Origin of the sequence: Agrobacterium tumefaciens, from assembly GCF_031801495.1 — a bacterium.
Taxonomy (GTDB): Bacteria; Pseudomonadota; Alphaproteobacteria; order Rhizobiales; family Rhizobiaceae; genus Agrobacterium; species Agrobacterium tumefaciens_K.
This window is the reverse complement of sequence record NZ_JAOEGC010000002.1, coordinates 1,070,310-1,097,207: the sequence shown is the minus strand read 5'-3', so window position 1 is coordinate 1,097,207 and position 26,898 is coordinate 1,070,310. Positions and strand designations below refer to the sequence as shown.

The 26,898-nt window shown below is 57.9% G+C and carries 29 protein-coding genes and 2 tRNA genes; 16 read left to right on the top strand and 15 right to left on the bottom strand.

The genetic code is table 11. From position 1 onward, the window contains the following. Positions 1-2 precede the first annotated feature (2 nt). On the bottom strand, positions 3-2,273 hold the full coding sequence (locus N7578_RS14795; protein ID WP_311111058.1) for an exopolysaccharide transport family protein: 2,271 nt from the start codon (positions 2,271-2,273) through the stop codon (positions 3-5). A 221-nt stretch (positions 2,274-2,494) separates the two neighbouring features. On the opposite strand from N7578_RS14795, the gene uppC reads away from it, so the two are divergent. The 6 genes from uppC to N7578_RS14765 all read left to right on the top strand — a co-directional run bounded on the left by uppC (position 2,495) and on the right by N7578_RS14765 (position 8,166). Then, positions 2,495-3,067 carry a polysaccharide export protein UppC gene (gene uppC, locus N7578_RS14790; RefSeq protein WP_311112517.1) on the top strand — a complete coding sequence of 191 codons (573 nt, stop codon included), beginning with the start codon at positions 2,495-2,497 and terminating at the stop codon, positions 3,065-3,067. A 17-nt stretch (positions 3,068-3,084) separates the two neighbouring features. Next, the gene (gene uppD / locus N7578_RS14785; protein ID WP_311111057.1) at positions 3,085-4,221 is read left to right on the top strand and encodes a polysaccharide biosynthesis type 4 glycosyltransferase UppD; all 1,137 of its coding nucleotides are present in this window, start codon (positions 3,085-3,087) and stop codon (positions 4,219-4,221) included. 118 nt (positions 4,222-4,339) lie between these two features. Further along, positions 4,340-5,896: a polysaccharide biosynthesis glycosyltransferase UppE gene (uppE, locus tag N7578_RS14780; RefSeq protein ID WP_311111056.1), complete on the top strand. Its 1,557-nt coding sequence runs from the start codon at positions 4,340-4,342 to the stop codon at positions 5,894-5,896. Next, positions 5,893-7,152: a polysaccharide biosynthesis O-antigen ligase family protein UppF gene (gene uppF / locus N7578_RS14775; RefSeq protein ID WP_311111055.1), complete on the top strand. Its 1,260-nt coding sequence runs from the start codon at positions 5,893-5,895 to the stop codon at positions 7,150-7,152. Before uppE ends, uppF begins: the two co-directional genes overlap by 4 nt. Positions 7,153-7,215: 63 nt before the next feature. Then, the gene (locus N7578_RS14770) at positions 7,216-7,365 is read left to right on the top strand and encodes a hypothetical protein (RefSeq protein ID WP_311111054.1); all 150 of its coding nucleotides are present in this window, start codon (positions 7,216-7,218) and stop codon (positions 7,363-7,365) included. A 165-nt stretch (positions 7,366-7,530) separates the two neighbouring features. Then, positions 7,531-8,166: a hypothetical protein gene (locus N7578_RS14765; protein WP_311111053.1), complete on the top strand. Its 636-nt coding sequence runs from the start codon at positions 7,531-7,533 to the stop codon at positions 8,164-8,166. A 56-nt stretch (positions 8,167-8,222) separates the two neighbouring features. Here the strand turns inward: N7578_RS14765 and N7578_RS14760 are convergent, their stop codons facing one another. The 3 genes from N7578_RS14760 to N7578_RS14750 all read right to left on the bottom strand — a co-directional run bounded on the left by N7578_RS14760 (position 8,223) and on the right by N7578_RS14750 (position 9,523). Then, complete coding sequence (locus N7578_RS14760) at positions 8,223-8,759, bottom strand: DUF1269 domain-containing protein (protein ID WP_311111052.1); 537 nt, start codon at positions 8,757-8,759, stop codon at positions 8,223-8,225. A gap of 178 nt (positions 8,760-8,937) precedes the next feature. Further along, a complete protein-coding gene (locus tag N7578_RS14755; protein WP_311111051.1) occupies positions 8,938-9,198 on the bottom strand; it encodes a hypothetical protein in 261 nt (86 codons plus the stop codon). 1 nt (position 9,199) lies between these two features. After that, on the bottom strand, positions 9,200-9,523 hold the full coding sequence (locus tag N7578_RS14750) for a helix-turn-helix transcriptional regulator (RefSeq protein ID WP_311111050.1): 324 nt from the start codon (positions 9,521-9,523) through the stop codon (positions 9,200-9,202). 281 nt (positions 9,524-9,804) lie between these two features. On the opposite strand from N7578_RS14750, the gene N7578_RS14745 reads away from it, so the two are divergent. Beyond that, positions 9,805-9,881 (top strand) — tRNA-Pro (locus tag N7578_RS14745). A gap of 77 nt (positions 9,882-9,958) precedes the next feature. Here N7578_RS14745 and N7578_RS14740 read toward each other — a convergent pair. Continuing rightward, positions 9,959-10,546: a dual specificity protein phosphatase family protein gene (locus N7578_RS14740; RefSeq protein ID WP_422646706.1), complete on the bottom strand. Its 588-nt coding sequence runs from the start codon at positions 10,544-10,546 to the stop codon at positions 9,959-9,961. A gap of 217 nt (positions 10,547-10,763) precedes the next feature. Beyond that, on the bottom strand, positions 10,764-11,351 hold the full coding sequence (locus N7578_RS14735) for a YqaA family protein (RefSeq protein ID WP_311111049.1): 588 nt from the start codon (positions 11,349-11,351) through the stop codon (positions 10,764-10,766). Positions 11,352-11,822: 471 nt separating this feature from the next. On the opposite strand from N7578_RS14735, the gene N7578_RS14730 reads away from it, so the two are divergent. Next, entirely contained in the window at positions 11,823-12,467 is a 645-nt protein-coding gene (locus tag N7578_RS14730; RefSeq protein WP_311111048.1) for an exopolysaccharide biosynthesis protein, read from the top strand. On the opposite strand, the gene N7578_RS14725 is transcribed toward N7578_RS14730, so the two are convergent. Continuing rightward, entirely contained in the window at positions 12,453-12,746 is a 294-nt protein-coding gene (locus N7578_RS14725; protein WP_311111047.1) for a hypothetical protein, read from the bottom strand. The two genes, N7578_RS14730 and N7578_RS14725, sit on opposite strands and share 15 nt — an antisense overlap. A 180-nt stretch (positions 12,747-12,926) precedes the next feature. Here N7578_RS14725 and N7578_RS14720 point away from each other — a divergent pair. Next, positions 12,927-13,001: transfer RNA gene (locus N7578_RS14720), tRNA-Asn, on the top strand. An 84-nt stretch (positions 13,002-13,085) separates the two neighbouring features. Here the strand turns inward: N7578_RS14720 and N7578_RS14715 are convergent. From N7578_RS14715 to N7578_RS14700, 4 genes are all read right to left on the bottom strand, one after another. Next, positions 13,086-13,415 (bottom strand): DUF2934 domain-containing protein, encoded by a 330-nt coding sequence (locus N7578_RS14715; RefSeq protein WP_311111046.1) that lies wholly within the window; start codon positions 13,413-13,415, stop codon positions 13,086-13,088. 202 nt (positions 13,416-13,617) lie between these two features. Beyond that, positions 13,618-14,061 carry a TIGR02594 family protein gene (locus N7578_RS14710; RefSeq protein WP_311111045.1) on the bottom strand — a complete coding sequence of 148 codons (444 nt, stop codon included), beginning with the start codon at positions 14,059-14,061 and terminating at the stop codon, positions 13,618-13,620. Positions 14,062-14,172: 111 nt separating this feature from the next. Next, entirely contained in the window at positions 14,173-14,727 is a 555-nt protein-coding gene (locus N7578_RS14705; protein ID WP_311111044.1) for a methylated-DNA--[protein]-cysteine S-methyltransferase, read from the bottom strand. A gap of 141 nt (positions 14,728-14,868) precedes the next feature. Next, positions 14,869-15,135 carry a DUF982 domain-containing protein gene (locus tag N7578_RS14700; RefSeq protein ID WP_311111043.1) on the bottom strand — a complete coding sequence of 89 codons (267 nt, stop codon included), beginning with the start codon at positions 15,133-15,135 and terminating at the stop codon, positions 14,869-14,871. A 188-nt stretch (positions 15,136-15,323) separates the two neighbouring features. Between N7578_RS14700 and N7578_RS14695 the strand changes: the two genes are divergently transcribed. The 4 genes from N7578_RS14695 (at position 15,324) to sseA (ending at position 20,119) form a co-directional block, all read left to right on the top strand. Next, entirely contained in the window at positions 15,324-16,772 is a 1,449-nt protein-coding gene (locus N7578_RS14695) for a deoxyribodipyrimidine photo-lyase (protein WP_311111042.1), read from the top strand. 121 nt (positions 16,773-16,893) lie between these two features. Continuing rightward, positions 16,894-17,931, top strand: coding sequence for a cysteine synthase A (locus N7578_RS14690; RefSeq protein ID WP_311111041.1), 1,038 nt, complete (start codon positions 16,894-16,896; stop codon positions 17,929-17,931). Positions 17,932-17,943: 12 nt separating this feature from the next. Then, on the top strand, positions 17,944-18,681 hold the full coding sequence (locus tag N7578_RS14685) for an alanyl-tRNA editing protein (RefSeq protein WP_311111040.1): 738 nt from the start codon (positions 17,944-17,946) through the stop codon (positions 18,679-18,681). A gap of 16 nt (positions 18,682-18,697) precedes the next feature. Further along, the gene (gene sseA, locus N7578_RS14680) at positions 18,698-20,119 is read left to right on the top strand and encodes a 3-mercaptopyruvate sulfurtransferase (protein WP_311111039.1); all 1,422 of its coding nucleotides are present in this window, start codon (positions 18,698-18,700) and stop codon (positions 20,117-20,119) included. Between the two features lie 49 nt (positions 20,120-20,168). Here the strand turns inward: sseA and N7578_RS14675 are convergent, their stop codons facing one another. Both N7578_RS14675 and N7578_RS14670 read right to left on the bottom strand, forming a co-directional pair. Then, positions 20,169-20,816 (bottom strand): dihydrofolate reductase family protein, encoded by a 648-nt coding sequence (locus N7578_RS14675; protein ID WP_311111038.1) that lies wholly within the window; start codon positions 20,814-20,816, stop codon positions 20,169-20,171. Between the two features lie 48 nt (positions 20,817-20,864). Continuing rightward, positions 20,865-21,752 (bottom strand): DUF4344 domain-containing metallopeptidase, encoded by an 888-nt coding sequence (locus N7578_RS14670; protein ID WP_311111037.1) that lies wholly within the window; start codon positions 21,750-21,752, stop codon positions 20,865-20,867. Positions 21,753-21,910: 158 nt separating this feature from the next. Between N7578_RS14670 and N7578_RS14665 the strand changes: the two genes are divergently transcribed. The 3 genes from N7578_RS14665 to N7578_RS14655 all read left to right on the top strand — a co-directional run bounded on the left by N7578_RS14665 (position 21,911) and on the right by N7578_RS14655 (position 25,063). Then, on the top strand, positions 21,911-22,378 hold the full coding sequence (locus N7578_RS14665) for a DUF1203 domain-containing protein (protein WP_311111036.1): 468 nt from the start codon (positions 21,911-21,913) through the stop codon (positions 22,376-22,378). A gap of 97 nt (positions 22,379-22,475) precedes the next feature. Further along, positions 22,476-22,811 carry a PilZ domain-containing protein gene (locus tag N7578_RS14660; protein ID WP_311111035.1) on the top strand — a complete coding sequence of 112 codons (336 nt, stop codon included), beginning with the start codon at positions 22,476-22,478 and terminating at the stop codon, positions 22,809-22,811. Positions 22,812-23,074: 263 nt separating this feature from the next. Beyond that, a complete protein-coding gene (locus N7578_RS14655; protein ID WP_311111034.1) occupies positions 23,075-25,063 on the top strand; it encodes a bifunctional 2',3'-cyclic-nucleotide 2'-phosphodiesterase/3'-nucleotidase in 1,989 nt (662 codons plus the stop codon). Positions 25,064-25,108: 45 nt separating this feature from the next. Here N7578_RS14655 and N7578_RS14650 read toward each other — a convergent pair whose 3' ends face one another. Next, positions 25,109-25,651 (bottom strand): DUF2087 domain-containing protein, encoded by a 543-nt coding sequence (locus tag N7578_RS14650; RefSeq protein ID WP_311111033.1) that lies wholly within the window; start codon positions 25,649-25,651, stop codon positions 25,109-25,111. A gap of 201 nt (positions 25,652-25,852) precedes the next feature. Beyond that, the gene (locus N7578_RS14645) at positions 25,853-26,821 is read right to left on the bottom strand and encodes a LysR family transcriptional regulator (RefSeq protein WP_311111032.1); all 969 of its coding nucleotides are present in this window, start codon (positions 26,819-26,821) and stop codon (positions 25,853-25,855) included. Between the last annotated feature and the right edge of the window lie 77 nt (positions 26,822-26,898).

The following is a 26,898-nucleotide window of genomic DNA, read 5'->3' as shown; positions in this document are numbered from 1 at the left end:
GGTCACGCCGCGCTGAGGTGATCGGGCTTGCGTATGCCCGACATCGGCAAAGCCTGCTCGTAACCATGCGCCAGCAGATCGCCGAGGGTCTTTTCCAGCACCGGATCTTTGGTATCCGGCACAGAGACGACGATTTCGGCAGGCATCCGCCGCAGCATCTTTTCAAGACTCTGGATCTGGACCGCACCACATTCCACCAGAACGGTATCATAGGCATCGGAAAGCGCGTTCAGGATCATGGTCAGGCGGTCGATGGCACGCATCGCCTCACGCGGCCGAGCATTACCCTGCGGCACGATGTGAGCGTCGGAGAGCCTGTCGCTATGGATCGTTTCGCCGAAGGCGGCCGCTCCGGCCAAAAGATCCATGATCCCCGGCAGGCCAGAGTCCGCAGCCATAAGGCGCGTTGGACATGCCGAAGCCGTCATATCGACCAGAACGACGGAACGACCCATTTCAGAGAGCGCCCGCGCCAGCATGACGGTCGTGGTGGATCCGCTATCCCCAGTCGGAGATACGACTGCAACAACGGGCTTTGCTATGCGCGTTGCAAGAAACGAGGCAACGGCGTGAACGGAGAAATCGTCCTGAGCATCATTCTCTCCCACCTGGGCCGCGTCTTCTGCTGCGTCTGCCGTAGTCTCTAAGATCTGCGGTTTTTCCTCGGAAACCGCGGCGGGTGTCACGACGGGCAGCAATGCAGCGGCGGCGGGAGCTGGATCGACGTCAGGCTTCGACAAAACAGCCTGGCGCTTTTCCTCGGCCTTCGGCTCGTGCGTCGGCTCGGGGTAATCGGCACTCTCGTCGCTATCTTCAAGGGTGGAAACGCTCGGCGTGTTGCCCGCAGCCGCCGTGGCTGCAGAACGACCGACGGGCTTCAAGGCGCGACCGGTGAACAGTTCCAGCAGCATCACGACGATGCAGGAAAGAAGGAATGCCGCCAGCGTCACGACAATCGTGATCGCCCCGGTTTTGGGGAAATAAGCTTCGCGGGGCTCAACCGCTGTAGAAATGACGCGTGCATCGGCTGGCGTCGACTCTACCGAACCGGCGCGAGAGGTCGCCTCGCGATAGCGGGCAAGATAGGTTTCAAGCAGCTGACGCTGGGCTGTGGCTTCACGCTCCAGATCGTTCAGCCCGACCTGCTGTTCGCCGGCGCGCGCACTTTCGGATTTGAGCATGTTGAGCTGCTGGACGAGCTGGCGTTCGCGCAGACGCGAGACATTCGCCTCGTTTTCAAGGCTCGCCAGAACCTTGCGGGTTTCTTCCTGTATCTGGCTCTGGATGCCATCGAGCTGGCTGCGCAACGCCTTGATGCGCGGGTGGCCTTCGAGCAGCGACGACGAGAGATCCGAAATCTGGCTGCGGATCGCCGCCTCATTCTCCTTGAGGCGCTGGATCATCTGCGACCCGACAACATCAGGGAACGTGTCGAGCGGGCGACCGCTTGAGAGAGCGTTCCGCACGCTTTCGGCACGCGCTTCGGCGTTGGCCCGTTCCGTTCGCACACGAGCGAGTTCGGTTGACGCATCGCTAAGCTGCCGCGTTGCCAGCGTTTCGCCCTGCCCCGCCGACAGAAGATCGGCGGATGCGCGATATGCGGCAACCTTGCGATCGGCATCGCGAACCTTCTCGCGAAGATTGGCAATTTCCGGCTCGAGCCACCGAGCGGCTTCCGTGCTCGTGTCCAGTTTCGCGCCGCTCTGCAGCGCTATGTAGACCTTCATCATCTCGTTCGGGATCGCGGCCGCGAGCTTCGGATCCTGCGAGGAGAATTCAACAGCGAGAACGCGCGAACTTTCGAGCTGATAGACCTGCAGCTTCTCCCGGAATGCCTTGAGAACCCTCTCCTCGGGTGCAACCTGCAGCGGGTCGCGTTTGACGCCTACCGAGACGAGTAGCGTCGAGAGGAAGGACGGGTTTGCCTCCGGATCGAACTCGTTGAGTTCGTGCAGCTTCATGTCCCTGGCAACCTGCTTGATGAGGTCTACCGATTGCAGGATCTGAACCTGACTGGAGACTGTCAGCTCGTCGAGAGCTGGTTCCGCAGGCGTATTCGACTGCGGCGACGCCCCGAAGGATGCCGCACGGGATTCGATGAGGACACGGGCCTCGCCCTTGTAGGCGGGAGACATCATGCTGGACATGACAAAGGCACCGCCGCCGGCAAGAAGCGTAATGAGAGCAATGCTCCGCTTGCGCTCCCATATTGCCGCCATCAGCCGGGCGAGATCTATATCCACATCCCTGTCATCCATGCGATCGCCGTTCATCCGGGCTCCATATGCGGGGATAGCCCGCCTCTTCAAATATAGATCGTCAACTTGGCGCAAAGTTTAAGTGTAGCCGGTAACACAACAGTTAATCCGGAAACTAAACCGGACAAATCACCAGCAATAACGCCATTTTCCCTGTCTGGCCGCCCCCTGTTTACCGGCCATTAACCCTAACAGACCGATAAGAGTGCTCATTGAACGACTCGGAGCCTGACGAAATGCCGCTCGCCGGATCACGACATGTCACAGCACTCATCCTAGCCGCCCTGTCGGCCCTGTCGGGGTGCACGGCATATCAACCCGCACCGAAGGCATTCCACGAGGTTGCCCTGCAACCCTATCACGTCGATAGCGGCGACAGGCTGCGTATCAACGTCTTCGAACAGACGGGCCTTACAAACACATACACGGTCGATCAGGCCGGCTACATTGCCTTTCCGCTGGTCGGACAGGTGTCGGCACGCGGAAAGACACTCCCGCAGCTTGAAGCCGCGATCGCCGCCAAGCTGCGGCAAGGCTATCTACGCGACCCTGACGTGACAATCGAAATCGACCGCTACCGTCCGGTCTTCATCATGGGTGAAGTCGGCCGCCCGGGCCAATATTCCTACGTTCCCGGCATGACCGCACAGAACGCCATCGCCATTGCAGGCGGCTTCACCTCCCGCGCCAATCAGGCAGATGTCGACATCACACGCAAGATCAATACGGATGTGATAACCGGTCGCATAGGCATCACCGCGCCGATCCTTGCCGGTGATACGGTTTACGTTCGCGAACGCTTCTTCTGACGCACGAGACGGTATCGATGTCGAATGACGGGCCTCCGCTACGCATCATTCATTGCTTCCGCTCCCCGGTTGGCGGTGTTTTCCGCCACGTGAGGGATTTGATCGAAGAACATGTCAGGCAAGGCCACAAGGTCGGTATTGTCTGCGACAGCTCGACAGGCGGCGCATATGAAGACAAGCTCTTCGCGCAAATAGCGCCGATGCTCGAACTCGGACTGACAAGGCTGCCGATCCGGCGCTCGATCAGCCCCGGAGACATTCTGGCGCTGTGGCGCTCCTATAAACATATCAAAAGTTTGCAGCCGGACATTCTGCATGGGCACAGCGCCAAGGGCGGCGTGCTTGCACGCTTGATCGGCTCGATGCTGCGGGTAAACAGGTATCGCGTCGCCCGCCTCTATTCGCCCCACGGCGGCAGCCTGCACTATGACAGGCGCAGCCTCAAGGGTCAGGTCTTTCTCAGGATAGAACGGTTTCAGGAGCACTTTACCGACGCACTGTGTTTCGTGTGCCGGTTTGAGCAGGACACCTATGAAGCCAAGGTTGGCAAACCGCGCACCCGCACGGCCATGATCTATAATGGCGTTCAGGAAAACGAGTTCGAGGCAGCGCCGCCAAAGGAAGGAGCGGCGCAATTCCTCTATATCGGCATGCTTCGTGACCTCAAGGGACCGGACGTCTTCATCGACGCCTTTGCCAAGGCAGAACGCATGACGGGAAAAACGCTGTCGGGCGTGATCGTCGGCGACGGCCCTGATCGGGACAAATATGCCGCGATGATCGATCGCACCGGGCTTGCCCGCCGCATCTCCATACATGCGGCCATGCCTGCCAGAAAAGCCTTTGAAATGGCCTCAACCGTCGTGGTTCCCTCCCGTGCCGAGGCCATGCCCTATATTGTCCTGGAAGCCCTCGCGGCCGGAAAAACCGTCATCGCCTCACGCGTCGGCGGCATTCCCGAGGTGCTGGGCGAAAAAAGCGAGGCGCTCGTTCCCCCCGGAGATTCCAATGCGCTGGCCAAGATCATGGTGCAGGATGCCACGGATCCCGTCTGGGCAGATCGTGTCATGCCCAAGCCCGAAAATTTCAAGGCTCGGTTCTCCACACCCGTGATGGCAGCGGACATGCTGCAGCTCTACCGCTCCCTGCTTTGAAACACCTTGCCACGCCGGCACACGTACTGACTGCATTCAGTAACGATAAACGGCGTCATAAACGTTTCTTAGCAAGTTGAGACTAGATTTACGCTCGTAAAGGGTGTGGGCTGTGGCGATGACCAAGGATAATGAAGAACGACACGAATTCGATGTGATTTCGTTTCGCAAGAAAATGTCCGAGCGCGACAATAGAGACGCTTCCCATTCCGAAAGCGTCGAGCTCAATCCGCTTGCACGGCAGGTTGCCAGTCAACTCCGTGCCGGAAACCACTCCCCGAACATGGTCATCGGACAGCTGCGGCTTTTCGAGTTCGCGCTTCTCGCGGCGATCGCTGCGGCGGTCAATGGCGTCGCCACCTATGAAGGCGCGGATGGTTTTGCGTATTGGCTTGTCGGCGGCCTGCTCGGCGCGCTGGCCTGCGTCCTGTTCTTGCAGGCTGGCGACTGCTATCAGCTGCCGGCCATGCGCGCGCCATTCAAGGTATTCTTCCGGGTTCAGGGTGCGGTCATCCTGTCATTCGCGCTGATTGCCGGTTTCGCGCTCGTCGTGTTTCCCGACAAGCCACGCTCCCGGGAAATGTTCATCATCTGGTATGCGTTGGCCGCCATTGCACTTTTTGCCGGTCGAACGATCCTGGGGTTTGCCATCGGCCACTGGTGGCGGAACGGAGTCATGGAACGACGCGCCGTCATCGTCGGCGGCGGCGACATGGCCAAGGATCTGATCCGCTCTCTTGAACAGCAGTCCGACAACGATATCCGAATCTGCGGCATCTTCGATGACCGTAAAAGCAGTGGCCGTTCGCCGGATGTGGTGGCGGGTTACCCCAAGCTCGGCACCTTTGCTGAACTGGTGGAGTTCGCGCGCCTGACGAAGCTCGACATGCTCATCATCGCCCTGCCGCTGAGTGCGGAGGCCCGCATCCTGCAACTGCTGCGGAAACTGTGGGTGCTGCCGGTGGACATTCGTATCGCCGCACACGCCAACAAGCTGCGCTTCCGCCCACGCTCCTACTCCCATGTCGGTGAAGTGCCGATGCTGGACGTGATGGACAAGCCGATTCGCGATTGGGATTCGGTCGGGAAGCGCATCTTCGACATCGTCTTCAGCCTGATCGCCATCGCCCTTCTCTGGCCCCTCATGCTGGGGACCGCGATTGCCGTCAAAACGACGTCGAAGGGCCCAATCCTGTTCAAGCAGAAGCGCCACGGCTTCAACAACGAGACGATCAACGTCTGGAAGTTCCGCTCGATGTATACGGAGCTCAGCGATCCGACCGCCAAGAAAGCCGTGACGAAAAACGATCCGCGCGTGACGCCGGTCGGCCGTTTCATCCGCAAGACCTCAATCGACGAACTGCCGCAGATGTTCAATGTGCTGCGAGGCGATCTGTCCCTCGTTGGCCCTCGCCCCCATGCCGTCCACGCTCAGACAGGCGACCTTAAATATACCGAGGTGGTGGAACACTATTTTGCCCGGCACAAGGTGAAACCCGGCGTGACCGGCTGGGCGCAGATCAATGGCTGGCGTGGCGAGATCGATCACGGTGACAAGATCAAGTTCCGGACCGAGTACGATCTCTACTATATCGAGAACTGGTCACTGTTTTTCGATCTCAAGATCCTGTTCATGACACCGATCCGCCTGCTCAAATCGGAAAACGCCTATTGACCCAGGTCGACTACCAGCACGCACCGAATTTCGACGCACCGCTCGCGACCATGCGGCTGATCGGCTCGTTTTTTATCGCCTTCGGCGTGTTCCTGTCCGGCTTCGTGATATCGGAGCCTGCACCATACGAACTGATGATGGTGGGTCAGGTCGCGCTGTGGTTTCTGCTCGGACTGCGGATGTCACGCACGGTCGTCATCCTTCTTTGCCTGCTGCTGGCCTTCAACGTGGGAGGATATCTCTCGCTGACCACCATGGCAAAGCTGGATGAAGGACCTCTTTACCTTGCCGTATCCACCTTTCTCGCGCTGACGTCGGTCTTCTATGCGGCGATCATCGAGGACAAGTTTCAACGGTTGCTGCTGATATTCCGCGCCTGGCTTGCCGCAGCATTGATTACCTCGATGCTCGGCATCCTCGGCTATTTTCACGCCCTGCCCGGCTTCGAGGTCTTCACGCTCTACGACCGCGCCAAGGGTGCGTTTCAGGATCCGAACGTCTTCGGTCCCTTTCTGGTGACACCTTCGCTCTATCTGATTTACGGCCTGCTTACCGGCAAGACGATACATGCGCCGTGGCGCATTGCGGGCCTGCTGGTGCTATCGCTCGGCGTATTCCTGTCCTTCTCGCGCGCGGCATGGGGATTGTTTCTCTTTGCCACGGTCATGCTCGTTTTCGTCATGCTGCTCAAAGAGCGCACTGCGGCGTTCCGGCTGAAAATCCTCGTGCTGTTTCTGATCGCCGTCGCCGTCATGGTTGCGGCGATCCTTGTGGCGCTGCAGTTCAAGCAGGTCGCGGACCTGTTTTCAAACCGCGCCTCGGCCGTGCAATCCTATGACGGCGGCCATCTCGGACGCTTCGCCCGCCATTATCTCGGCTTCCTGATGGCGATGGAACATCCGCTCGGCATCGGGCCGATGGTGTTCGATGACATCTTTCCGGCTGCCGAACACAATATCTGGCTGAAGAGCCTTACCACGCATGGCTGGTTCGGCTTCGTGATCTACGTGGTAATGATCTGCTGGACGGTCGCCGCTGGTTTCAGGCACCTGCTTCGTGAGCGGCCATGGCAACCGTTCCTCATGATTTCGTGGGTAACTTTCGTTGGGCATGTGCTGATCGGCAATGTCATCGATACGGACCACTGGCGCCACTTCTTCCTGCTGCTCGGCATCCTTTGGGGATGCATGGCGCTTGAAAAGCGTGAAACCCTGAAACGCCGTAAAACGCCGGCAGGCGCCGCTCGCCTGCCGTAACGGAACTTTCGCCAGCATCCTGCGTTTATCCCGCGATATCACGATCATGCGGGGATAATTTGTATGACTCAGACCAATAATCTTTACCTCATCATCGGCGCACTGATTGTCGTGATCGCAGGACTTGGCGCTTATGTGTGGCATGAGGAAAGCAAGCCGAAGGGGATTGAAATGAATATCGGTCCGGGCGGCGTTTCGGTGGAGCAGAAGTAATCCCTCACGCAAGCGTCAGGCAACCTTGCCTGACTAGACCGGTTGCAGGCGCAGACAAGCGCTGTGACCGGTCTTCCTATGTTGAGAAGCCCTAGGGCGTACCGCCGCCGCAATGGGAACGATGCGCATGAAACGTGTCGAGCCCGCACAGGACGCAAGACAGACATGGTTTCCTCAATCGACCTTTCCACGCGCCTCACCGCGACGAAACTGGCGCTCAAGGCCATCAAGGAACAGGAAGACACGACAGAGAGCGCATCCAACCAGCGCACGCAGCTGCTTTCATCCTACGGCATCGATACTACCGCCTCCACCAGCACCACGTTGAACAACCTGCTGACGCGCCTCGCGCAACAGGCGGGAGAAACCACCGACACCGACGAGGCAGCAAAACCCATATCGTCGGACATCACGTCAGCGGATTTCATGGCAGGCCTGAAGAAAAAAATCGAGTCGCTGGCGGAAGACCCAACCATGGCAGTGCAGGCGAAGGAAATGCTTGCCGCGCTGGAAAAGGGAACTCTAACTGTCTCCGATCCCCTGAACGGCGTTCAGATGACCGCCTGGGATCCGTCCGATGAGGACGACGTCACCACGCAAGCGAAAACACAGATCGAAACCATGGGCTGGAGCGAGTTCCTGAAGCAACGGCTTGAGCGTGAGGCTGGCAGCTATGTCCGCTCATCGACCGGCGCCTATACGGATACCGTCTCCGGCGCCAATGCCTTTTTCGGCAGCGTCGGCGATCGCTATTATTATCTAACCTGGCCCAAGGCAGACACAAACACCGTTACGGTTTGACATGACGTAAATGGAAGGCACGCCGCTTAGGTCGCGGCGTGCCTTCCCTATTCGGCTCAGACGGCGGCCGCCGGTGTTTCGACCGAATTGCCCGAAAGCGCCTTCTGCAGCTGCGCTTCCTGATCAGGCGAAAGCGACGTTTTCAGAACGCGACCGCGCAACCCTTCGAATTCGGCCATGACCTTCTCCGGCTGCACCTTGCGGATCAGCACGAACAAAGCGGACGACCCGTTCGGAATGGTTTCGCCCAGCGATTTGATGAATTCGTCGTCTATGCCATAATCGCCAAGCGAACCGGCCAGTGCGCCCGTCCCCGCGCCAATCGCGCCGCCGATGGCGAAACCCGCCAGCGGGTTGAGGAACAGCAGACCGACAAGGCCACCCCAGAGACTGCCGGACAGAAACCCGGAACCAGCGCCGAGCGCCGTCAGATTGACGCTCTGCTTCAGATGCACCTTGCCAACTTCGTCACGAACGACAACGACTGCGTCTTCGAGGTCGACAAGATATTCCTTTTTCAGACCTGCGAGCTTGAGAAGAACGCGGTCCGCTTCTTCCTTCCCGTCAAAACCGACGACCACCAATTCAGACATAAGCTATCTCCCTGAGTTTCGATTGCCTGCAACTGAACGTTTCACGTTCCGGCAGGTTCCCGTTCATGCTGGAGAGAAGATGTGTCGGGCGTTTGACAGCAAAGACGGCGCAAAAAAAGGCCAAAGCAGCGGCTGCCCTGACCTCTTCCGATATCAGTGGTGGAGACGAACCTCAGCCTCAGTGAACGGAAGGTTCCTCGCCGTCGAGGAAGCTGCGAATCCCATCCTTTTCGCAGGTGGCCAGGAATTCTTCCCACGCATCCTTGTCGGTAGCGAAATTTTCCTCCCAGGTCGTCACATCGTCCTGTTCGCTGATGACCTCAAGGGTCCAGTCCTGCTGCGTGCCGGCTGGCCGGTAAATATCGACGAGCACCGTGATACCGTCGTCTTCGAACTCACCCGAAAACTCGGAATGTTCGATCTTCTCTTTCTTCGCCATGTCAGCCTCCTGCGCCTGTTGGCGCATCCGGCGCCATGTGCTCGGGATACTGCACTGTCTCGGGACTTACAATCTCCGGATTCGGCGATTTCAGAAGACGCACGCCGGGGCCTCCAGCGGCACTCGTCGCATTGTCATCGATAAATGAGATACCACCCGCCTGAAGTACCTGCATTAGAGCCGTGATGGCCTGGTCTGGCGTTGACTGGCCGGCTTCAAAGGCATGAACAGTAACAACTGCGATCTTCGACGTGTCGGCAAGTTTCTGTTGCGACCAATCAAGGAGGGCTCTGGCGGCTCGGCATTGCTCAGGTGTCAGCATCATCAGAGGCTACTGCAATTTTTGAAGAATAACCAGAAAGTGCATTCTGTGTGGCGCTGTCCACACCCCACCACAATCAATGGCAAGACATACGCTCGGCTCGACATCAGCGGTTCGCAAGGGCATGGGAACTGGGATCAAAGTGCCAATAAATCCTCCGCACCACTCGGGCACACCTTTTCATTTCAATTCTGCATTTCCACGCACTTTCTTCCTTTTTAGCGAAAAAGGTCATTTTCTGCTTGCCCTCCAAACGCCATATATATAAAGCCCTTTTTCAGGTTCGGAGCGTAGCGCAGCCCGGTAGCGCACTTGACTGGGGGTCAAGGGGTCGCAGGTTCAAGTCCTGTCGCTCCGACCATTCTTTCAATCACTTCCCCCACATTGGTGATTGATAAAATTTCCTAAGCTGTTTTGTCCGGCGTCAGTCACCTGTTCTCAAGGCTCCTTCCACGCAAACATCCAGTCTTGTGGTATCAAGCGTTGTTCAACGGTTTCCCAGGTTTCATCCATGGCGTAAGCCTTTGACAGGTGAGGCAGACTTATGTGGCCGAAGCGGAGTGACAGCTGGCTTTCGGCGACTTCCTCGCCAGCGCCCATAACGCGGGCTAGATAGAGAGCGGAGGCCAAGCCGCTTCGATCCGCCCCTGCCTTGCAGTGGATGAGAATGGGTTTTGGCGCATCGCGCATGATCGAGACCAGCTCGTCGACCCTTTCCATGCTGAGCTGTTCATTGGCCGACATACGGAAATCGATGTGGGTCACACCCAGCCTGGTCGATTCGGACGTTTCGTCCCGGTACCAGCCCTGCGCAGGATTGGCGCCGCGCAGGTTGATGACGGTTCTTATTCCGTATCGCTTGACGTAGCTGTCCAGTTGCGATGTCTGCGGCTGGCTGGAACGGTAGAGCTGTCCCGGCACGACCTCATGGAAGTTGCCGAAATACTGGATGCCGAAAAGGTACAGGCTCACAGAAAGCACGAGTGTCGCCACAGCCCAACAGCAGCCCTTGAAAATTCGTCGCATGACAACGCTTCCTCGTTAGAGGGGCGGGCGTCCATGAGAACAGATGAACGATGCCCCATCTCTTTCAATCAGCGCATCGTGGGAATAAAGCCGGAATGGGCTTTCGGGCCACGAATGCGCTCGTCAAGGCAGCGGATATTCACGATTTCTGACATCAGACTGAAAGTGGTCCAGCAAGACTCAGGAAGACTATGCAAACACTCGACGCCGGGCGATGTCACCGAACGAAGATATAGGCGGCGTACATGGCGATCATCGCGCCGGCGGCGGCAGCGGTGATCACGGTGAGGCGTTTCTCGATGAAATGACGGATCGGCTCGCCGTATTTCTGCAGCAGGCCAGCGAGTATGAAAAAGCGCGCACCACGCGCCACGATGGCCGAAAAGACAAAAAGACCCAGGCTGATATTCGCCGCTCCCGACAAAATCGTCACGACCTTGATCGGCGGCAGATGCGCCAGACCAGACGTCACCAGCAGGAGAACAATCGTTTCATAGTCGACCGAGTTCTTGAGATGTTCGAAACTGTCGAGCTTGCCGTAAAACTCCAGAATGGGCCGGGCCAGGCTTTCGAAGGCGTAATGCCCCAGGAACCATCCGGCAATGCCCCCGAGAACCGAAGCGGCCGTGGCAACCAGAGCGTAGAACATCGCCCTTTTCGGCTTCGCCAGCACCATCGGCAGAAACAGCACATCGGCGGGAACCACGAAGACGGAGCTTTCCACGAATGCGACCACCGCGAGCCACCAGACAGCCGTTTTGCGCGCCGCAAGAGCCATCGTCCATGCGTAAAGATTTTTGAGCATTTCGGTATCCCGGAATAGATCTGTTTGGCAGGGAGCCATGTGGAGCGAGCGCGCGTTTCTCTGGCGCCTTACACGCCTTGCATAGAGACAATGCAAGACCACGGCAAATGGGCGGGTGAATTTCCGCAATGCGGAAACGGCTAAAATAAAACGATTCCAGATAATAACGGCAAACGGGTGTCGCACCGCAAAAATATCGACTTAAGGTAGCTAAATATCAGATTTTATTGTAAAATATTTCCCGGAGGAAGTTGGAGGAACGCATCATGGAATATATGAGCTTCATTACGTCGATCAATCCGGTCATCCTTGTCATCCTGTTTATCGTGCTTCTGGCAGGCGCATACAGCAACTGGGTTTCCCACTAGGCTGCGGGCACATTCCGCATAGGCCCGATTTCCATCGGTGATAGGCATGCAGGCCCATGAATGCTATGAGTTCCGGGAGTAAAACAACTTCCGGGAAGTCCGCATGACGAATGAATTCGCATTTACCGATACGTCCGAGAAACTCAGCAGCACCTTGGAAAAGCTGATCGGAAGGGTTCGGGGCAAAACGATCACCCTGCGCGAACTGATGGAAGCGATTGGTGAGCAAGGGCTTTTGCTAATCTGTGCGATCGCGTCCCTGCCCTTTCTCATTCCCGTATCCATTCCCGGCGTCAGCACGGTCTTCGGTGCGGCCATCATTCTTGTGAGCCTTGCCATCACGCTCAACCGGTTGCCGTGGCTCCCGAAGAAAATCCTCGACAGGCAGATGGAAACCGCCAAGCTGGTTCCAGCACTTCAGAAGGGCGTTGCAATCGTTTCGAAACTCGACCGGTTCATCCGGCCACGCGTTCCGGTACTGACAACCGGCCTCGTCGCAAACAGGATCAACGGTCTGGCGCTGATGACATCGGGCGTACTGTTGATGATGCCGCTCGGCTTTATCCCCTTTTCCAATACCCTGCCCGGCGTTGCGATCCTGCTTCTGTCCGCAGGCATGATCCAGCGTGACGGTCTGACCGTCATCGGCGGTTATCTCTTCCTGGTGTTGACCTCGATTTATTTTGCCGCTCTGGCCTACGCCGCCTTCTGGGCCGGTCAGGGCATCACCAGCTCATTCGGCGGCTGATCCGCTGTCCCTCTTGCCGGCATCATCGCGGCGCTTCTGCCGCGATGCCCACCAAACGGTCACACGCCGCCTGTGACGGCGTACGACTGGCAGGTCGTGAGACAACACGACGAGTCCGAGCGGAATCATCCAGAATCCGAGGATCGGCAAAAAGCCAAGCGTTCCACAAACGATCAGAACCGAGCCTGTCGCGATCCTGCCTGTGCGGGAACGGGGCATCGCAACGCTCCATTTGCCGAGATTTAGGCGACCTGTTCTGGGATCGACTCCGAATTTCATTTCCTGCTGCCCTTTTCATCCACCCTGTGGATAATTTTTTACACGCTACAAGCCCTGAAAATCGGGGCTCTAGAGCGATAAAACAAGAAGAATGCTTTTTTTTTTGAAAAAACCGCTTGGCAAATCGGCAAAGCATTTGTATTACCCCGCCAACGCCGCAGCAAAGAGCGGCGCCAACGTTCCCTGGTAGCTCAGCGGTAGAGCATTCGACTGTTAATCGACAGGTCGCCGGTTCGAATCCGGCCCGGGGAGCCATTTTTCTCTTAAAGAGAATTTCCAAACGATACCGCTGACACTGACGATTGCTTAGCCATATGACAGGCTATTGTTCTCCCAGTCCTATCTCGTCTTCCTTTTCGGGCGCTTCGTTGCGACCGTCGTATTCGTCACCGCTGGCGGATCGCTTGCGGGGAAACTTTCTTCGAGAGCTTCCGTCAGTTCGTCGGTCTGATCCGCAGCAGATGCTTTTTGCTCATCCTGGAGCGATTTGACGGCTGGCGACTTCGGCTTGCGCTCAGTGGGCTTCCTTACGGGTTTGAGCGCGGTTTCCGTCGCGACTTCGCGCTCGGCTTCCGCCCAGTGCCGCTCATGCGCTCCTTCTGGCCTGCCTTCCTTTTCCCAAAGGGCGTGAGCTTTCGCGCGTATTGCGCCTTCACGATCAACCGTCATAACCAACCTCCCTTTGTGACTGTCCATATGACAACAAAACAGAGAAAGATGACATTTGTTCCTCTGTTCTGGCAGGCAGTTACGTTTCGCTGATGAATGGAGTGCGCTTCCGGCTCACGCATGGAGTTCATGGCAACAAAAAAGGCGGGAAACCCGCCTTTTTGAAAATTCCGTCAGAACACCGGAGGATGTCCGGGAAAAACTAACGACGAACCGAAACGATGGATTTGCGGCTGAAATTCGAAACCTGCACCCGACCCGACTGGTTGCCGCCGAGAATCTTGGCCGTCTTGCCGCTCATGCTTTTCAGGATACCGGCGTGATAACCGCGTCCGTTGCGGATAACGACAACATCACCGGGTTTCGCCTGTCCTACCGGCACGGCATAACCGAAAGACGTCCAGGATTTTGCAAAGCCGTAGGATTTCGGAGACTGCCGCCCTGCCTTGCTGGCGACCGCGTGCAGGAAAAGACCACACCACGGCGTGACGCGAGGGTTGGCGCCCAGAATGTTCTTCAGGCTCTTGTTGTTCTTGGTCTCGTGCAGACCCGAATATTTCTCTGCCTGGTTCAACATTCCGGCAGAGGCTGACGCCGCCGCTGTTAAAGACACTACAGCGGCCAGAAATAACGCGGATACTTTCAAATTTATCGCCCTTTGTTAGAGGGCGCCCATGTATTGTGACAATTCAACGACAATTTGACGAGATATTGGCGAAAATTTGGACGCTCTATACGAAGCGAATCTGTCGTTTCTTCAAAACAGGCTGCCTTGCGCCTCATCGTCCGCGGTTCGTCCGGCATTTTCCAGCGCCAGCATCCGCAATTTCGTTGTTGCACCGCCGGGGGCGGAAAAGCCGCCCAACCTGCCTCCGGCGGCCAGAACCCGATGGCAGGGAATGATGAGCGGCACCGGATTTTTCGCCATGGCCTGCCCCACGTCGCGAGCCTTCTCAGGACCGCTTCCCAGTGCTCTGGCTATTGCCCCATAGGTGGTCGTGCTGCCCCAACCAATCAGACGCACGGCCTCGTAAACGTCGCGATGGAAAGGTTCTGCATCAGGCACATCGACGGGCATTTTCGAAAAGTCCATCGCTTCACCTGCGAAATAACGCACGATCCTGTCGATGATCGACCGCAGCTCGGCATCCGGGGCAGCAACCGAAAGGGAAGGCACGCGGCGCACCAGCAACCGCTCGGTCTCGGCGGCATCTGCGCTGGGCAATTGCAGACGTCTGATCCCTTTTACACCCCACGCCAGACCACAGTGTCCAAGCACGGTGGGAAAAACGATATAACCCTGGTTTTGCATCGTAACGTGCCGATCACCTGTTGTATCTGGCAAGGGTCGCTTCGGTCGACCACATTTTCAACCCGTTTTGCGCCAGCTCCAACAAAAAAGCCATCCGCAGCATCGCGGACGGCCCGGTTCGAACGGCTTTTCGTACAGAAATCAGGAGGCGATCTGGCGATCTTCCATCAGGCATTCCGCCTGTCTGCTGGCGGCCACGAATGCTGTTCTAGCGATTTCGCCGTCCACGCTTCCAAGGAGAGATGCGCGACACAGCCTGATGGCCTGCTCATAGGCCTGTCCGTTGCGCTCGGTCCATTCATGCTGCAGGAAATCGAAGGCTTCGTAAACACCGTTGAAAATCCGGGGTGAACCGTTCTGGAGGGAAATGGTAACGGGCTTTTCCCACTTGACGTCATTTAGCAACATTGATTGCACTTCCATGCTCTATTAACCCGCGACAAACGCCGGCTCCTCCAGTTGGTTCCCTTCGCCTGCGGTTTCAATGTCGAAAAAATAACCATTGAGAAACCATCTGCCCCATCTTTTCATTCTAGCCAATTTGCGGAACAAAGCGTTTCAACACTCGTTGAATTGAACGTGAACCGGGTTCTTTCATGTCGACTACAACCTCTCCCGTCATTGTCTGGTTCCGCAGAGATCTCAGGCTCTCCGACAATCACGCCATGCACGCGGCACAGGATCACGGTGGCCCGGTGATCCCGGTCTACATCCGTGAGGTCGAAGCCGGATCGGCTGGTCCGCTGGGCGGTGCGCAGGAATGGTGGCTGCATCATTCGCTGGCGGCCCTGTCCGGTTCGCTTGAAAAATGCGGTAGCAGCCTCCTTCTACGCATCGGCGATGCCGGGGATGTTCTCCGCTCGATCATTTCCGAAACGGGCGCGGACACAGTTTACTGGAACCGTCGCTACGATCCGGAGGGCATCGCGACGGACAGCAAGCTGAAAGAGGCATTTCAGAAAGAGGGTCTATCCGTGCGGAGTTTTGCCGGACACCTGATCCACGAGCCATCGCGAGTAAAGACCAAAGGCGGAGGCCCCTACCGCGTGTACACGCCATTCTGGCGCGCCATCGAGGGCAGCGAGGAACCTCGCCCGCCACTGGACGCGCCGAACAAGCTCGCGGCACCGGACACATGGCCGAAAACGGAAAAACTGGCCGACTGGAAACTTCTGCCCACCCGACCGAATTGGGCGAAGGACTTTTCGGAGATCTGGGTGCCGGGCGAGGCAAGCGCACGAGAGAAACTCGACGATTTCATCGACGGCGCCCTGAAAGGCTATGAGGAGGGTCGTGATTTTCCGGCCAGAGACGCTACCTCTTTGCTATCTCCCCACCTTGCACTCGGCGAAATATCGCCCGCTGCGGTCTGGCATGCGACGAAAGGGCTTTCCAGCCATATCGCGTCGCAGGATATCAGCCGCTTTCGCAAGGAGATCGTCTGGCGCGAATTCTGCTATCATCTGCTGTTTCATTTTCCGGCGCTGGACGAGAAGAACTGGAACGACAGCTTCGATCCTTTTCCCTGGCGAAACGACGAAAAGTCCTTCGATGCGTGGACGCGCGGCATGACGGGCTACCCGATTGTCGATGCGGGCATGCGGCAATTGTGGAAACACGGCATCATGCACAACCGCGTGCGGATGATTACGGCGTCCTTTCTCATCAAGCACCTGCTGATCGACTGGCGGAAGGGCGAAAAATGGTTCCGCGATACGCTGTTGGATGCCGACCCGGCATCGAATGCCGCCAACTGGCAATGGGTGGCAGGATCAGGCGCGGATGCCTCGCCGTTCTTTCGCATCTTCAACCCAATTCTACAGGGCGAAAAATTCGACGCGGATGGCGACTATGTTCGGACCTTCGTACCCGAACTTCAGAAACTGGACCGCAAATACATCCACAAGCCCTTCGCCGCGCCGAAGGAGGTTCTCGAAAAAGCAGGTATACGGCTCGGCGCAAACTACCCGGAACCCATCGTCGACCACCAGTTTGCACGGCAGCGGGCGTTAGACGCCTATTCCAACCTCAAGAAAGATGCATAAAAACGGGGATCGGCAAAATTTTGCGTGGCGAATGCAAAGCCGGGAAGATAATTTCTTGTCACGATGCGGTTGTAACGGGACATAACGGCTCCTAGTTTCCGCTCAGACAAGAAGGCTCGCCATGACCATTCATTCCTCTGCGCTCACCGCCATCGGCAACACGCCGCTCATCCGTCTCAAGGCCGCGTCCGAAGCGACGGGCTGCGAAATTCTCGGCAAGGCAGAGTTTCTCAATCCCGGACAGTCGGTGAAGGATCGCGCCGCGCTCTACATCATCCGTGACGCGGAGCGCCGTGGGCAATTGCGGCCGGGCGGGACGATCGTCGAGGGAACGGCGGGCAACACCGGTATCGGTCTGGCACTGGTGGCCAACGCCCTCGGATACAGGACGGTCATCGTCATCCCTGAAACCCAGAGCCAGGAAAAGAAGGACGCGCTGAAACTGCTCGGCGCCAAGCTGGTCGAAGTTCCGGCCGTTCCTTATTCCAATCCGAACAACTACGTGAAGGTTTCCGGGCGTCTTGCGAAGCAGCTTGCGGCGACCGATCCCAACGGCGCGATCTGGGCCAACCAGTTCGACAACATCGCCAACCGACAGGCGCACATCGAGACGACTGCACCCGAGATCTGGGACCAGACGGATGGCAAGGTGGATGGCTTCATCTGCGCGGTCGGTTCCGGCGGCACGCTCGCGGGCGTAGCGGATGGTCTTCGCGACTTCAATCCCGATATCAAGATCGGCCTTGCCGATCCGGACGGCGCCGCCCTCTACGAATATTACACGAATGGCGCGCTGAAATCAGAAGGCTCGTCCATCACAGAAGGTATCGGTCAGGGGCGCATCACGGCGAACCTCGAAGGTTTCCGCCCGGACTTTTCCTATCGTATTCCAGATGCGGAAGCTTTGCCGGTCGTGTTCGATCTGGTGACGAAGGAAGGCCTGTGCCTTGGTGGCTCCAGCGGCATCAACATCGCCGGTGCAATTCGCCTTGCCCGCGAACTCGGTCCGGGGCATACAATCGTGACCATTCTTTGCGACTACGGCAACCGCTACCAGTCGAAGCTCTTCAATCCGGATTTCCTGCGCTCCAAGGGGCTTCCCCTTCCGGGCTGGCTGACGGAGAAGGTCGATATAGCGGTTCCGTATGAAACCGTTTGAGGACTTGCCGAGATGCCTGTGAATGCCCTGTTTCGTGACGATTTCTATCTTTCAACTGCAGAAGCGATCGTTACGGTGGTGCATGAAGATGGCGGCATAGAACTAGACCAGACATGCTTTTACGCCACGTCGGGCGGCCAGCCCGGCGACACCGGCGTTCTTGAACGCGCCGATGGCTCGAAGATCGAGCTGGGTGTCACCAAACACGGAGCGGACAAGAACGTCATCATCCATGTGCCGCTGGATGGCCAGGCGTCGCCCGCTGTCGGCGAAAAACTCACGCTGCATGTGGACTGGCCGCGCCGCTACAAGCTGATGCGCATGCACACCGCCTGCCATCTGCTGTCCGTCGTCTGCCAGTGGCCCATCACCGGCGCCGCCGTCGGTGAGGACGAGTCGCGCGTCGATTTCGACATGTCGGAAACGATTGACAAGGACGATGTAACGGCCAAGCTGATGGAGCTGGTTAAGGCCAATCACCCGGTGTTCCTGCAGTGGATCACCGATGAGGAGCTTCTGGCCAATCCCGGCATCGTCAAATCCAAAAACGTGCGCCCGCCCGTTGGCCTCGGCCGTGTAAGCCTTGTCTGCATCGGCGAAGCATCCAGCATCGACAGCCAGCCCTGCGGCGGCACGCATGTTTCGGAAACACAGGAAGTCGGCGATATCCACATCGCCAAGATCGAAAAGAAGGGCAAGGAGAACAGGCGTTTCCGCATTCGCTTCGGTACGCCTGCGACTATGGCCTGATGTCAGGAGAATTATCGTGAATACGGACAAAAGCCGCTTCGTCGTCTCTGCGGATTGGGTAGAGGCACAGCTCGGCACGCCGGGTTTCCGCATCGTTGACGCTTCCTGGTATCTGCCTGCGCATAAGCGTAACGGAGCGGAGGAATTCGTCGCCGGGCATCTGCCGGGTGCCGTGTTCTTCGATCAGGACAAGATCGCCGACCACACCACCGGCCTGCCGCACTCCCTGCCCTCGCCGGAATTTTTTGCCGAACAGGCTGGCGAGCTGGGCCTGAGCGAGCATGACACCATCGTTGTTTACGATGGACCCGGATTTTTTTCCGCGCCGCGCGTGTGGTGGATGCTGCGTGTCATGGGCGTACGGCAAGCCTACGTCCTCGATGGCGGTCTGGATGGCTGGAAGCGCGAAGGTCGTCCGCTTGAAACGGGGACGCCCGAGATTGCGGCCGCAACCTTCACACCGCATTTCGATGAAACCCGCGTAACGTCTCTGTCCACCATGCGCAGTATCGTCGACAGCGGTGAGAAGCAGATCGCCGATGCACGCGGCGCGGGCCGCTTTACCGGCGATGAGGCCGAACCACGCGCCGGTATGCGCTCCGGCCATATGCCGGGTGCGCGCAGCCTGCCTGCCACAGCCTTTTCCGAGAACGGACACTTCAAGGATCTTGCCACCCTTCGCAAGATGATCGGTGATGCCGGTATCGACCTGTCGAAGCCGGTTGTCACGAGCTGCGGCTCCGGCGTGACCGCGGCGGTCATCACGCTCGCTCTCGAGTCGCTCGGCCATTCGGACAACTCGCTCTATGACGGCTCATGGTCGGAATGGGGCGGGCTTCAGGATACGCCAATCGTGACCGGGGCCGCCGACGCCGTACCGACCGTGTCGCACGGCCCACTGAAAGCGCATGTGACGCAGCTGGAAATGACAGCGCCGCCGAAGGTGAGCCTGCCGATCCCGGTCAACATCCAGACGGCGTTGATGCGCGTCAACAACATTCCCCTGCACTTCTACCGCTATCTGTACTGGCGGGTCGGCAAGCGCTGGCACTGGCAAAAGCGCATGCGTATGAGCGATGCTGCCCTTTCCGCCGTCCTGCGGGATCCGGCCAACAGCGTGACCGTGCTTTACATGAACGGTGCGCCCGCCGGTTTCTTCGAGCTGCACAAGGTCGACGAGGATGTGACCGAACTTTCCTATTTCGGTCTTCTGGAAGAGGCGATCGGCGCTGGTGTCGGCAAGTGGTTCCTGCTGCAAGCACTGTATGCCGCATGGCAGGACAACCCGAAGCGCGTGACGGTCACGACAAATACACTCGATCATCCGCGCGCCCTGCAACTGTACCAGATGATGGGCTTCTCGCCGGTTGGAACCTATGAAGCCTGGGTCGAGCCACTGACCGAAACCGAACTTCTTGAAATATCGAGAAAGAGCTGAACGAGGCGCTGGCCCAGCTTGGGCACACCAACGGTACGGGCATAATGCCCTATACGGCTTTCCTGACCATCAGGTGCGTGGCGTTTTCGCCGCGCACCGTCTCACGGCACTGATACCCGAGCGCGGGAAGATCGAGTCCTGCGAACAGGTTCTCACCCTTGCCCAGAAACACCGGTGACTGCGCGAGATGCAGGTCATCGATCAGCTGCGCCTGCATATACTGGCGTATTGTCGACACACCGCCACCCAATCTGACATCTTTACCACCTGCCGCGGCCTTGGCCGCGTCGAGTGCCTCGTCGATACCATGGGTGATGAAATGAAACGTCGTGCCGCCCTTCATGTCGAAAGACGCACGAGGATGGTTCGTCAGAACGAAGACCGGGACATGATAAGGCGGCTCTTCACCCCACCAGCCCTTCCAGTCTTCGTCCGGCCATGGACCGCGGACGGGGCCGAACATGTTTCGCCCCAATATCCACGCGCCGATATTCTCGAAACCGCCAGCCGCAAATTCATCGTCTATGCCGGTTGAACCGCCATCCTGACCGAACATCTTTCGAAATGTCCGGGTGCTGAAAGCCCAGTTATGGAGTGTTTCGCCGTTTACGCCGAGGGGACTTTCAAGGCTTTGTTCCGGGCCTGCGCCGTACCCGTCCAGCGAGATGGAAAAACTGCGAACAATCAGCCGAGACATCTGCTCCTCCTCATGATCTCAATAAAAAGGTAGCAGAGTTTGGTACGGTTACAATTCCTGTCCCAGATTCACGGCTGTCGGGATTTCCTGTCCGGTTTCGCTTTCCTTCTCGCTTCCAACCTCGGAAAGGTGAGCGGAGATCAGTTCGGCCTGGAACTTTCCAAGTTCATAGCAATAGGTGATCTCCCGATTTTCCGCCGACCAGTAGACATCCGGTCGCCCGCAGGATTTTGCCGTCAGCTTGACGTCGCCATTCAAGGCGTAATTGCCAAAACCGCGGCTGATGAGATCGAGAACCTTCGATTCCCGGATCATGATCGCATAGGATTCCAGCGCCGGATCACGCGCAGGCTGATAGCTGATCGTGAATTTGCCGACCGGCTTCTCTGCCTGATATCCGCGAAGGAAATTTTCCCACGCAGAAGCAACTGAGGGATAGGAAGCCTCGCATTTTTCGAATTCGTCGCCTTCAAGCCCCATCATGGCAGCGAGATCACCGTAACCGTCCTTGTCGCGACCGACCATCAGGCAGGCCATGTCACGGTCGCGTGACTTGTTCGGCACGAGGGCGGAATGGACGGGTTGATCGTGCAAGGGCAGCGTTTCCGCTTCACGGGCCAGATACCAGCTGTCCGTCGCATTCACGAGCGCCGTATCGAGCCATTCCTCATTTGCCTGGAGGATCATCGTTCCGGCCAGCTGGTCAGCGGGCTCCTGCGTGCTCTGTGTAACCGCCGCGCCAAAATCGGAAATCAGCATCCTGGCGCTCTCATGATAGAGCGAGAAGATCGCGTTTCCGATGACGAAGTTGACGGCCTGCTGGAGCTGGTCGTCAGACAGGCCATCCAGGCCGGACGCGAATTGCGCCTGCGCCTGCATCGGAGCCGTCAGCGAGACGAATGCCATCGGCACGGCAACCAGAAAACGACGGAACATGAAATCAGACCTTCCGGAATCGAGAAGCACAAGTGATTCCCCAAGCCAACGCATCTCGCAATGGGGTGGTTGCGTCCCCTCGCAAGAATCGGGTGGATAGTGGCTCGTTTCGGGACGATAGCGACAAAGTAGCAACGCCTAACGCACAGGAGCCCATAATGACCGACGTCGTTTTCACCGCCATGTCAGAACAAGAAGCCGCCGCTTTTCGGCATGGGGAGCGCGATGCCTACGGCAACGCCCCGGAAAGAGTTGTGTCGCCTGGCGGAATGCCCTGCCGCCATTGCCTCGGCCAGATCGGCGAAGGTGACAGCATGCTGATCCTCGCCTACAGGCCTTTCACATCGCTTCAGCCCTACGCGGAAACCGGGCCGGTGTTTTTACATGCGGATGCCTGCACGCGTTACCCCGAAACGGATGCCCTGCCGCCCATGCTCGACAGTCCGGACTACATCGTTCGCGGATATGGCAAGGACGAGCGCATCGTCTACGGTACCGGTGCCGTGACTACGACGGGCAATATCGTCTCGCGTGCAAGCGAGCTTCTGCAGCGCGACGACGTGGCCTATGTGCACGTCCGTTCCGCCCGCAACAACTGCTACCAGTGCCGCATCGACGCCGCGTGAATTCGCGAATTCACTGCAATTTTAAGGATAGTGCTAAACGGGGTTCAAGCTTTGTGTGCCAGCTTAGGACAATCGACAACAATTGCGTGAGCAGAAAATGGCGAACAACCTCAACATGCCGACGCGTGGCGCGCAGCGTAGCAGAACACGGATCTATGCTACGGTGCGCTATGTCAATCATTCGATCAAGGCACGCGTGATCGATCTTTCGGAAACCGGCATGGCGCTGGAACTGGAGGGCGCGTTCTCAGCCCAAAAGGGTAGCCGGGTGAAAGTCGAGAGCGAAGACCTCGGTTATATCGAGGGCATCGTTCAATGGCAGCACATGAACCGTCTGGGGCTTCAGCTGAAACTTTCGACCAACACGCTGGCACAGCTTTCCTCGTACTTCCGTTTCTTCCACGAAGAGGTCAAACCGACCCTGGCCCGCTAGGAATGTCAGGCAGACAAGCGCAAAAAATCGTCCCGTTTCCGGCCCGTAACGGGACGACCGGCAGTCGTGCGTCCGTAGTGTCGCAAATATGTCGATCCTCATCGCTGGTCCGCAAAATCCAAGGCCAATCGAGAAAAAATTTATCAAACGGTTGAAAAAACCACCAACTGTCACCGCCCTGTCATTTTGGTGATGGACTCCTCTGCGATTGCTTCTAGGTTGTCATTTTCATGACAATGCACGCTTCCACTGAAGGAGTTCCCATGTCGTCGCACCTTGCCCTCCATCCAATCACCAGACGCTCGCTGCTCGGGGGCATCGCAGCCTCCTCCGCACTGGTCGTGCTGCACCCCTTCGCGGCGCGCGCCTCAGGCAATCAGGCGCATCTGCGCATCATGGAAACGACGGACATCCATGTTCACGTCTTCCCCTATGACTATTATGCCGACAAGCCCAACGACACGATGGGCCTCGCGCGCACCGCGTCGATCATCGACAGTATCCGCGCAGAAGCCGGAAACTCGATGCTGGTGGATAACGGCGACTTCCTTCAGGGCAATCCGCTCGGCGACTACATCGCCTACGAGCGCGGCATGAAGGCTGGTGACAAACATCCGGTCATCAACGCCATGAACGTCCTCGGTTACGACTGCGGTACGCTTGGCAACCATGAGTTCAACTACGGGCTCGACTATATGTCGAACACGCTGGCGGGCGCCAATTTCCCCTTCGTCTGCGCAAACGTGACGAAGGGCCAGCTCGCCTCAGATCCCAAACAGGACGACCTGTTCTTCAAGCCGTTCGTCATCATGGACAAGCAGATCAAGGACGGATCCGGTGCAACGAGCCCGATCAAGATCGGCATCATCGGCTTCGTGCCACCGCAGATCATGATGTGGGACTCCAAGAACCTCGAGGGCAAGGCGCAGACACGCGATATCGTCGAGGCGGCGAAGGCGTGGGTTCCGGTCATGAAGGAACAGGGGGCGGATGTCATCATCGCGCTCTCCCACTCAGGCATCGACGGCAAGGGCCAGAGCGACCGTATGGAAAATGCCTCGCTCTACCTGGCTGGCGTCGAGGGCATCGATGCCATTTTCACCGGCCACCAGCATCTGGTGTTCCCCGGACCGAAAACATGGGACGGCATTGCAGGCGTTGATGGGGTGAAAGGCACCCTGATGGGCAAGCCTGCCGTGATGGGCGGTTTCTGGGGCTCTCATATGGGCCTGATCGACCTGCTGCTTGAGAAGGATGGCAAGAGCTGGAAGATCGTCGATTTCACCTCCGAAGCGCGCCCGATCTATCACCGTGACGACAATCGTAAGATCGTCGCCGACGTGAAAGACAAGCCGGAGGTGATTGCCGCTGCCAAAACCGAGCATGAAGCGACGCTTGCCTATGTCCGCCGCCCGGTCGGCAAGACGTCGGCGCCGCTCTACTCCTATTTTGCACTGGTGGCGGACGATCCTTCGGTTCAGATCGTTTCCAACGCCCAGATCTGGTACATCAAGGATATGCTGAAGGAAGGGCAATACAAGGATCTGCCCGTGCTTTCCGCAGCAGCTCCGTTCAAGGCGGGCGGACGTGGTGGCTCCGAGTACTACACCGACGTACCGACCGGTGACATCGCCATCAAGAACGTCGCCGACCTCTACCTCTACCCGAACACCGTGCAGGCGGTTCTGGTAACCGGCGCGCAGGTGAAGGGCTGGCTGGAAATGTCGGCTGGCATGTTCAACACCGTCGAAGCGGGTGCCAAGGATGCACCGCTGCTCAATCCGGATTTCCCGTCCTACAATTACGACGTCATCGATGGCGTGACCTACCAGATCGACCTGTCGAAACCGGCAAAGTTCGACAAGGATGGGAAGGCGGTCAACCCGGACAGCAACCGCATCGTCAATCTCCAGTTCGAAGGTAAGCCGATCGATCCGGAGCAGAAATTCGTGGTTGCGACCAATAACTACCGCGCCAGCGGTGGCGGCAAGTTCCCGGAAATCGGTACGGACAAGATCATCTTCGTCGCCCCGGATACCAACCGCGACGTTATCGTCCGCTACATCATCGAGCAGGGTACGATCAATCCTTCGGCGGATGCGAACTGGTCGTTCGCGCCGGTCGCCAACACCACCGCCATCTTCGAAACCGGCCCTAAGGGGCGGCAATACGCCAAGGATGTCAAAGGCGCGAAGATCGAGGAAGCTGGCGACGGCGCGGACGGCTTCGCCAAATTCCGGCTTATACTCTGATAACGAACAACCTCCCGGCGTCATGTCGTCGGGAGGCTTGCCCGCCTATTTCAATGCGCTGACAGCCCGTAGTAACAACGGCAGTTCCGGCGGCGGCTTGCGCTCGATGCTCTGATAGTCGCTGCCATCACGATTACGGCGGACAAGTCCAAGACCGAACATGTCCCGCCTCAGCATCGCGGCATCGCCGAACAGGTGAAGTTCGTTCAGAATGCTGCTGAACTCCCGTTCCGAAAAGCTGCGCCCGGCGGGAATCCTCGACCACAGATACCAGAGGCACAGTTCCTGCTGCGATCGCCTGGCAGGCCATTGAACAAGCCGGCACTCACTGTCGAAGAGCCGAGCAGACTTCAACACCCTACCCTCATCGGGCGCAGGAAAAGCATCCCCAGCGACAGGCTCTCCAGGCGCTGCATCGGCACGTGATGCACGAAAATGCTGAAAATTACGAAACCCGCCAGCACGGCTCAAAAGGTTGAGCATCTCCAGATGGGTGGGCTTGCGGTCCAGCCTGCCGATCTGCTCCCGGACGGATTTTGCGAAACTCGAGAGGTCGGCGACCTCCATGGAAAGGATAGAACGTGGCATGACTTACCCTCAGATGTGCCATTCCGAATGGGTGTCGCTGATCGCCGGCTTTCGACGTGGCACAGGATAAGTGCTGTCTTAAATTCTCAACGCAGGTTTAGCTTCCCTTGCGGGACGGCGGTGCCTCGGTGAACTGCTGACCGTGCGGAAATCTACAGGCAGCGGTACACATCCGTCAATATCGACATAAACGGGCGAATGTCACTCAGCGGCGACGTTCAGACTCTTGCCTTGCCCGACCTCGATGAGTTCATGAAAATTCTTGTGGTTGGGGCATTGCGACAGCCGCTCCTGAAAAGCCTGCATCAGCCATTTCCCGGCCGGCCCCGCAGGGGTATCGAGCCTGCGCAGAGCAAAGAGCGGATACTCGCCCTGCTCGTAGGCGTCCAGATCAAGCACCTTCAAACCACCATTGACGATATCGTTGCGAACGAGTGACGCCGGCAGACCTCCCCATCCAAGACCGCCCTTGATGAGCTGGTACTTCGTGGCGATATCGCTCACCTTCCAAGTCTTGTAGGACAAGACGTTGAAATCGCGCCCTTTCGTCAATCCGGACGCATCGGTTACGACGAGCTGCACTTCCTCGCGCACGTCGGCAAGAACGAGCGGCCGTTCGATCTGCGCAAGAGGATGGTCGGCGGCCACGACCGGCAGAAGGAAGGAATGGCCGATCTTTTCGCTCACCAGTTCGTCGTCCTGACGTAGCAAGGCACCGCCGATACCCACGTCGGCCTTGCGGCTGAGCACCAGGTCCATGACCATGCCGAGTTCCCCGACATTGAGGCTCAACCCGATGGTCGGGAACTGGTTTCTAAAATCCCGCAAGACAGCCACGACGGCCTCGGCGGGAACCATGGTACTGATTGCAAGCGACAGTTCGGCCTCCAGCCCCTGCTTCAGCCCCTTGGCACGCGCACGCATTTCCTGCAGTCCGGCCACTATCCTTCTGGCATCTTCCAGCATGGCCCGCCCCTCGTCCGTCAATCGCGGCTGGCGCACGCCATTGCGTTCGAACAAGGTCACTTCCAGCTGGGCCTCAAGATTTGCGATCGTGTAGCTTACCACCGACTGTGCACGATTGAGCGAGCGCGACGCAGCAGAAAAGCTTCCTGTCTCGGCTACAGTCAAAAACACCTGCAACTGGTCGAGTGTCGGGTTCGCGTCCATGTCCCATCCAATTCTTCGATAGATCAGTTCCACATTATCACAGTTTTCTCGATAGCGAGATTTTTCCATATAGGCAG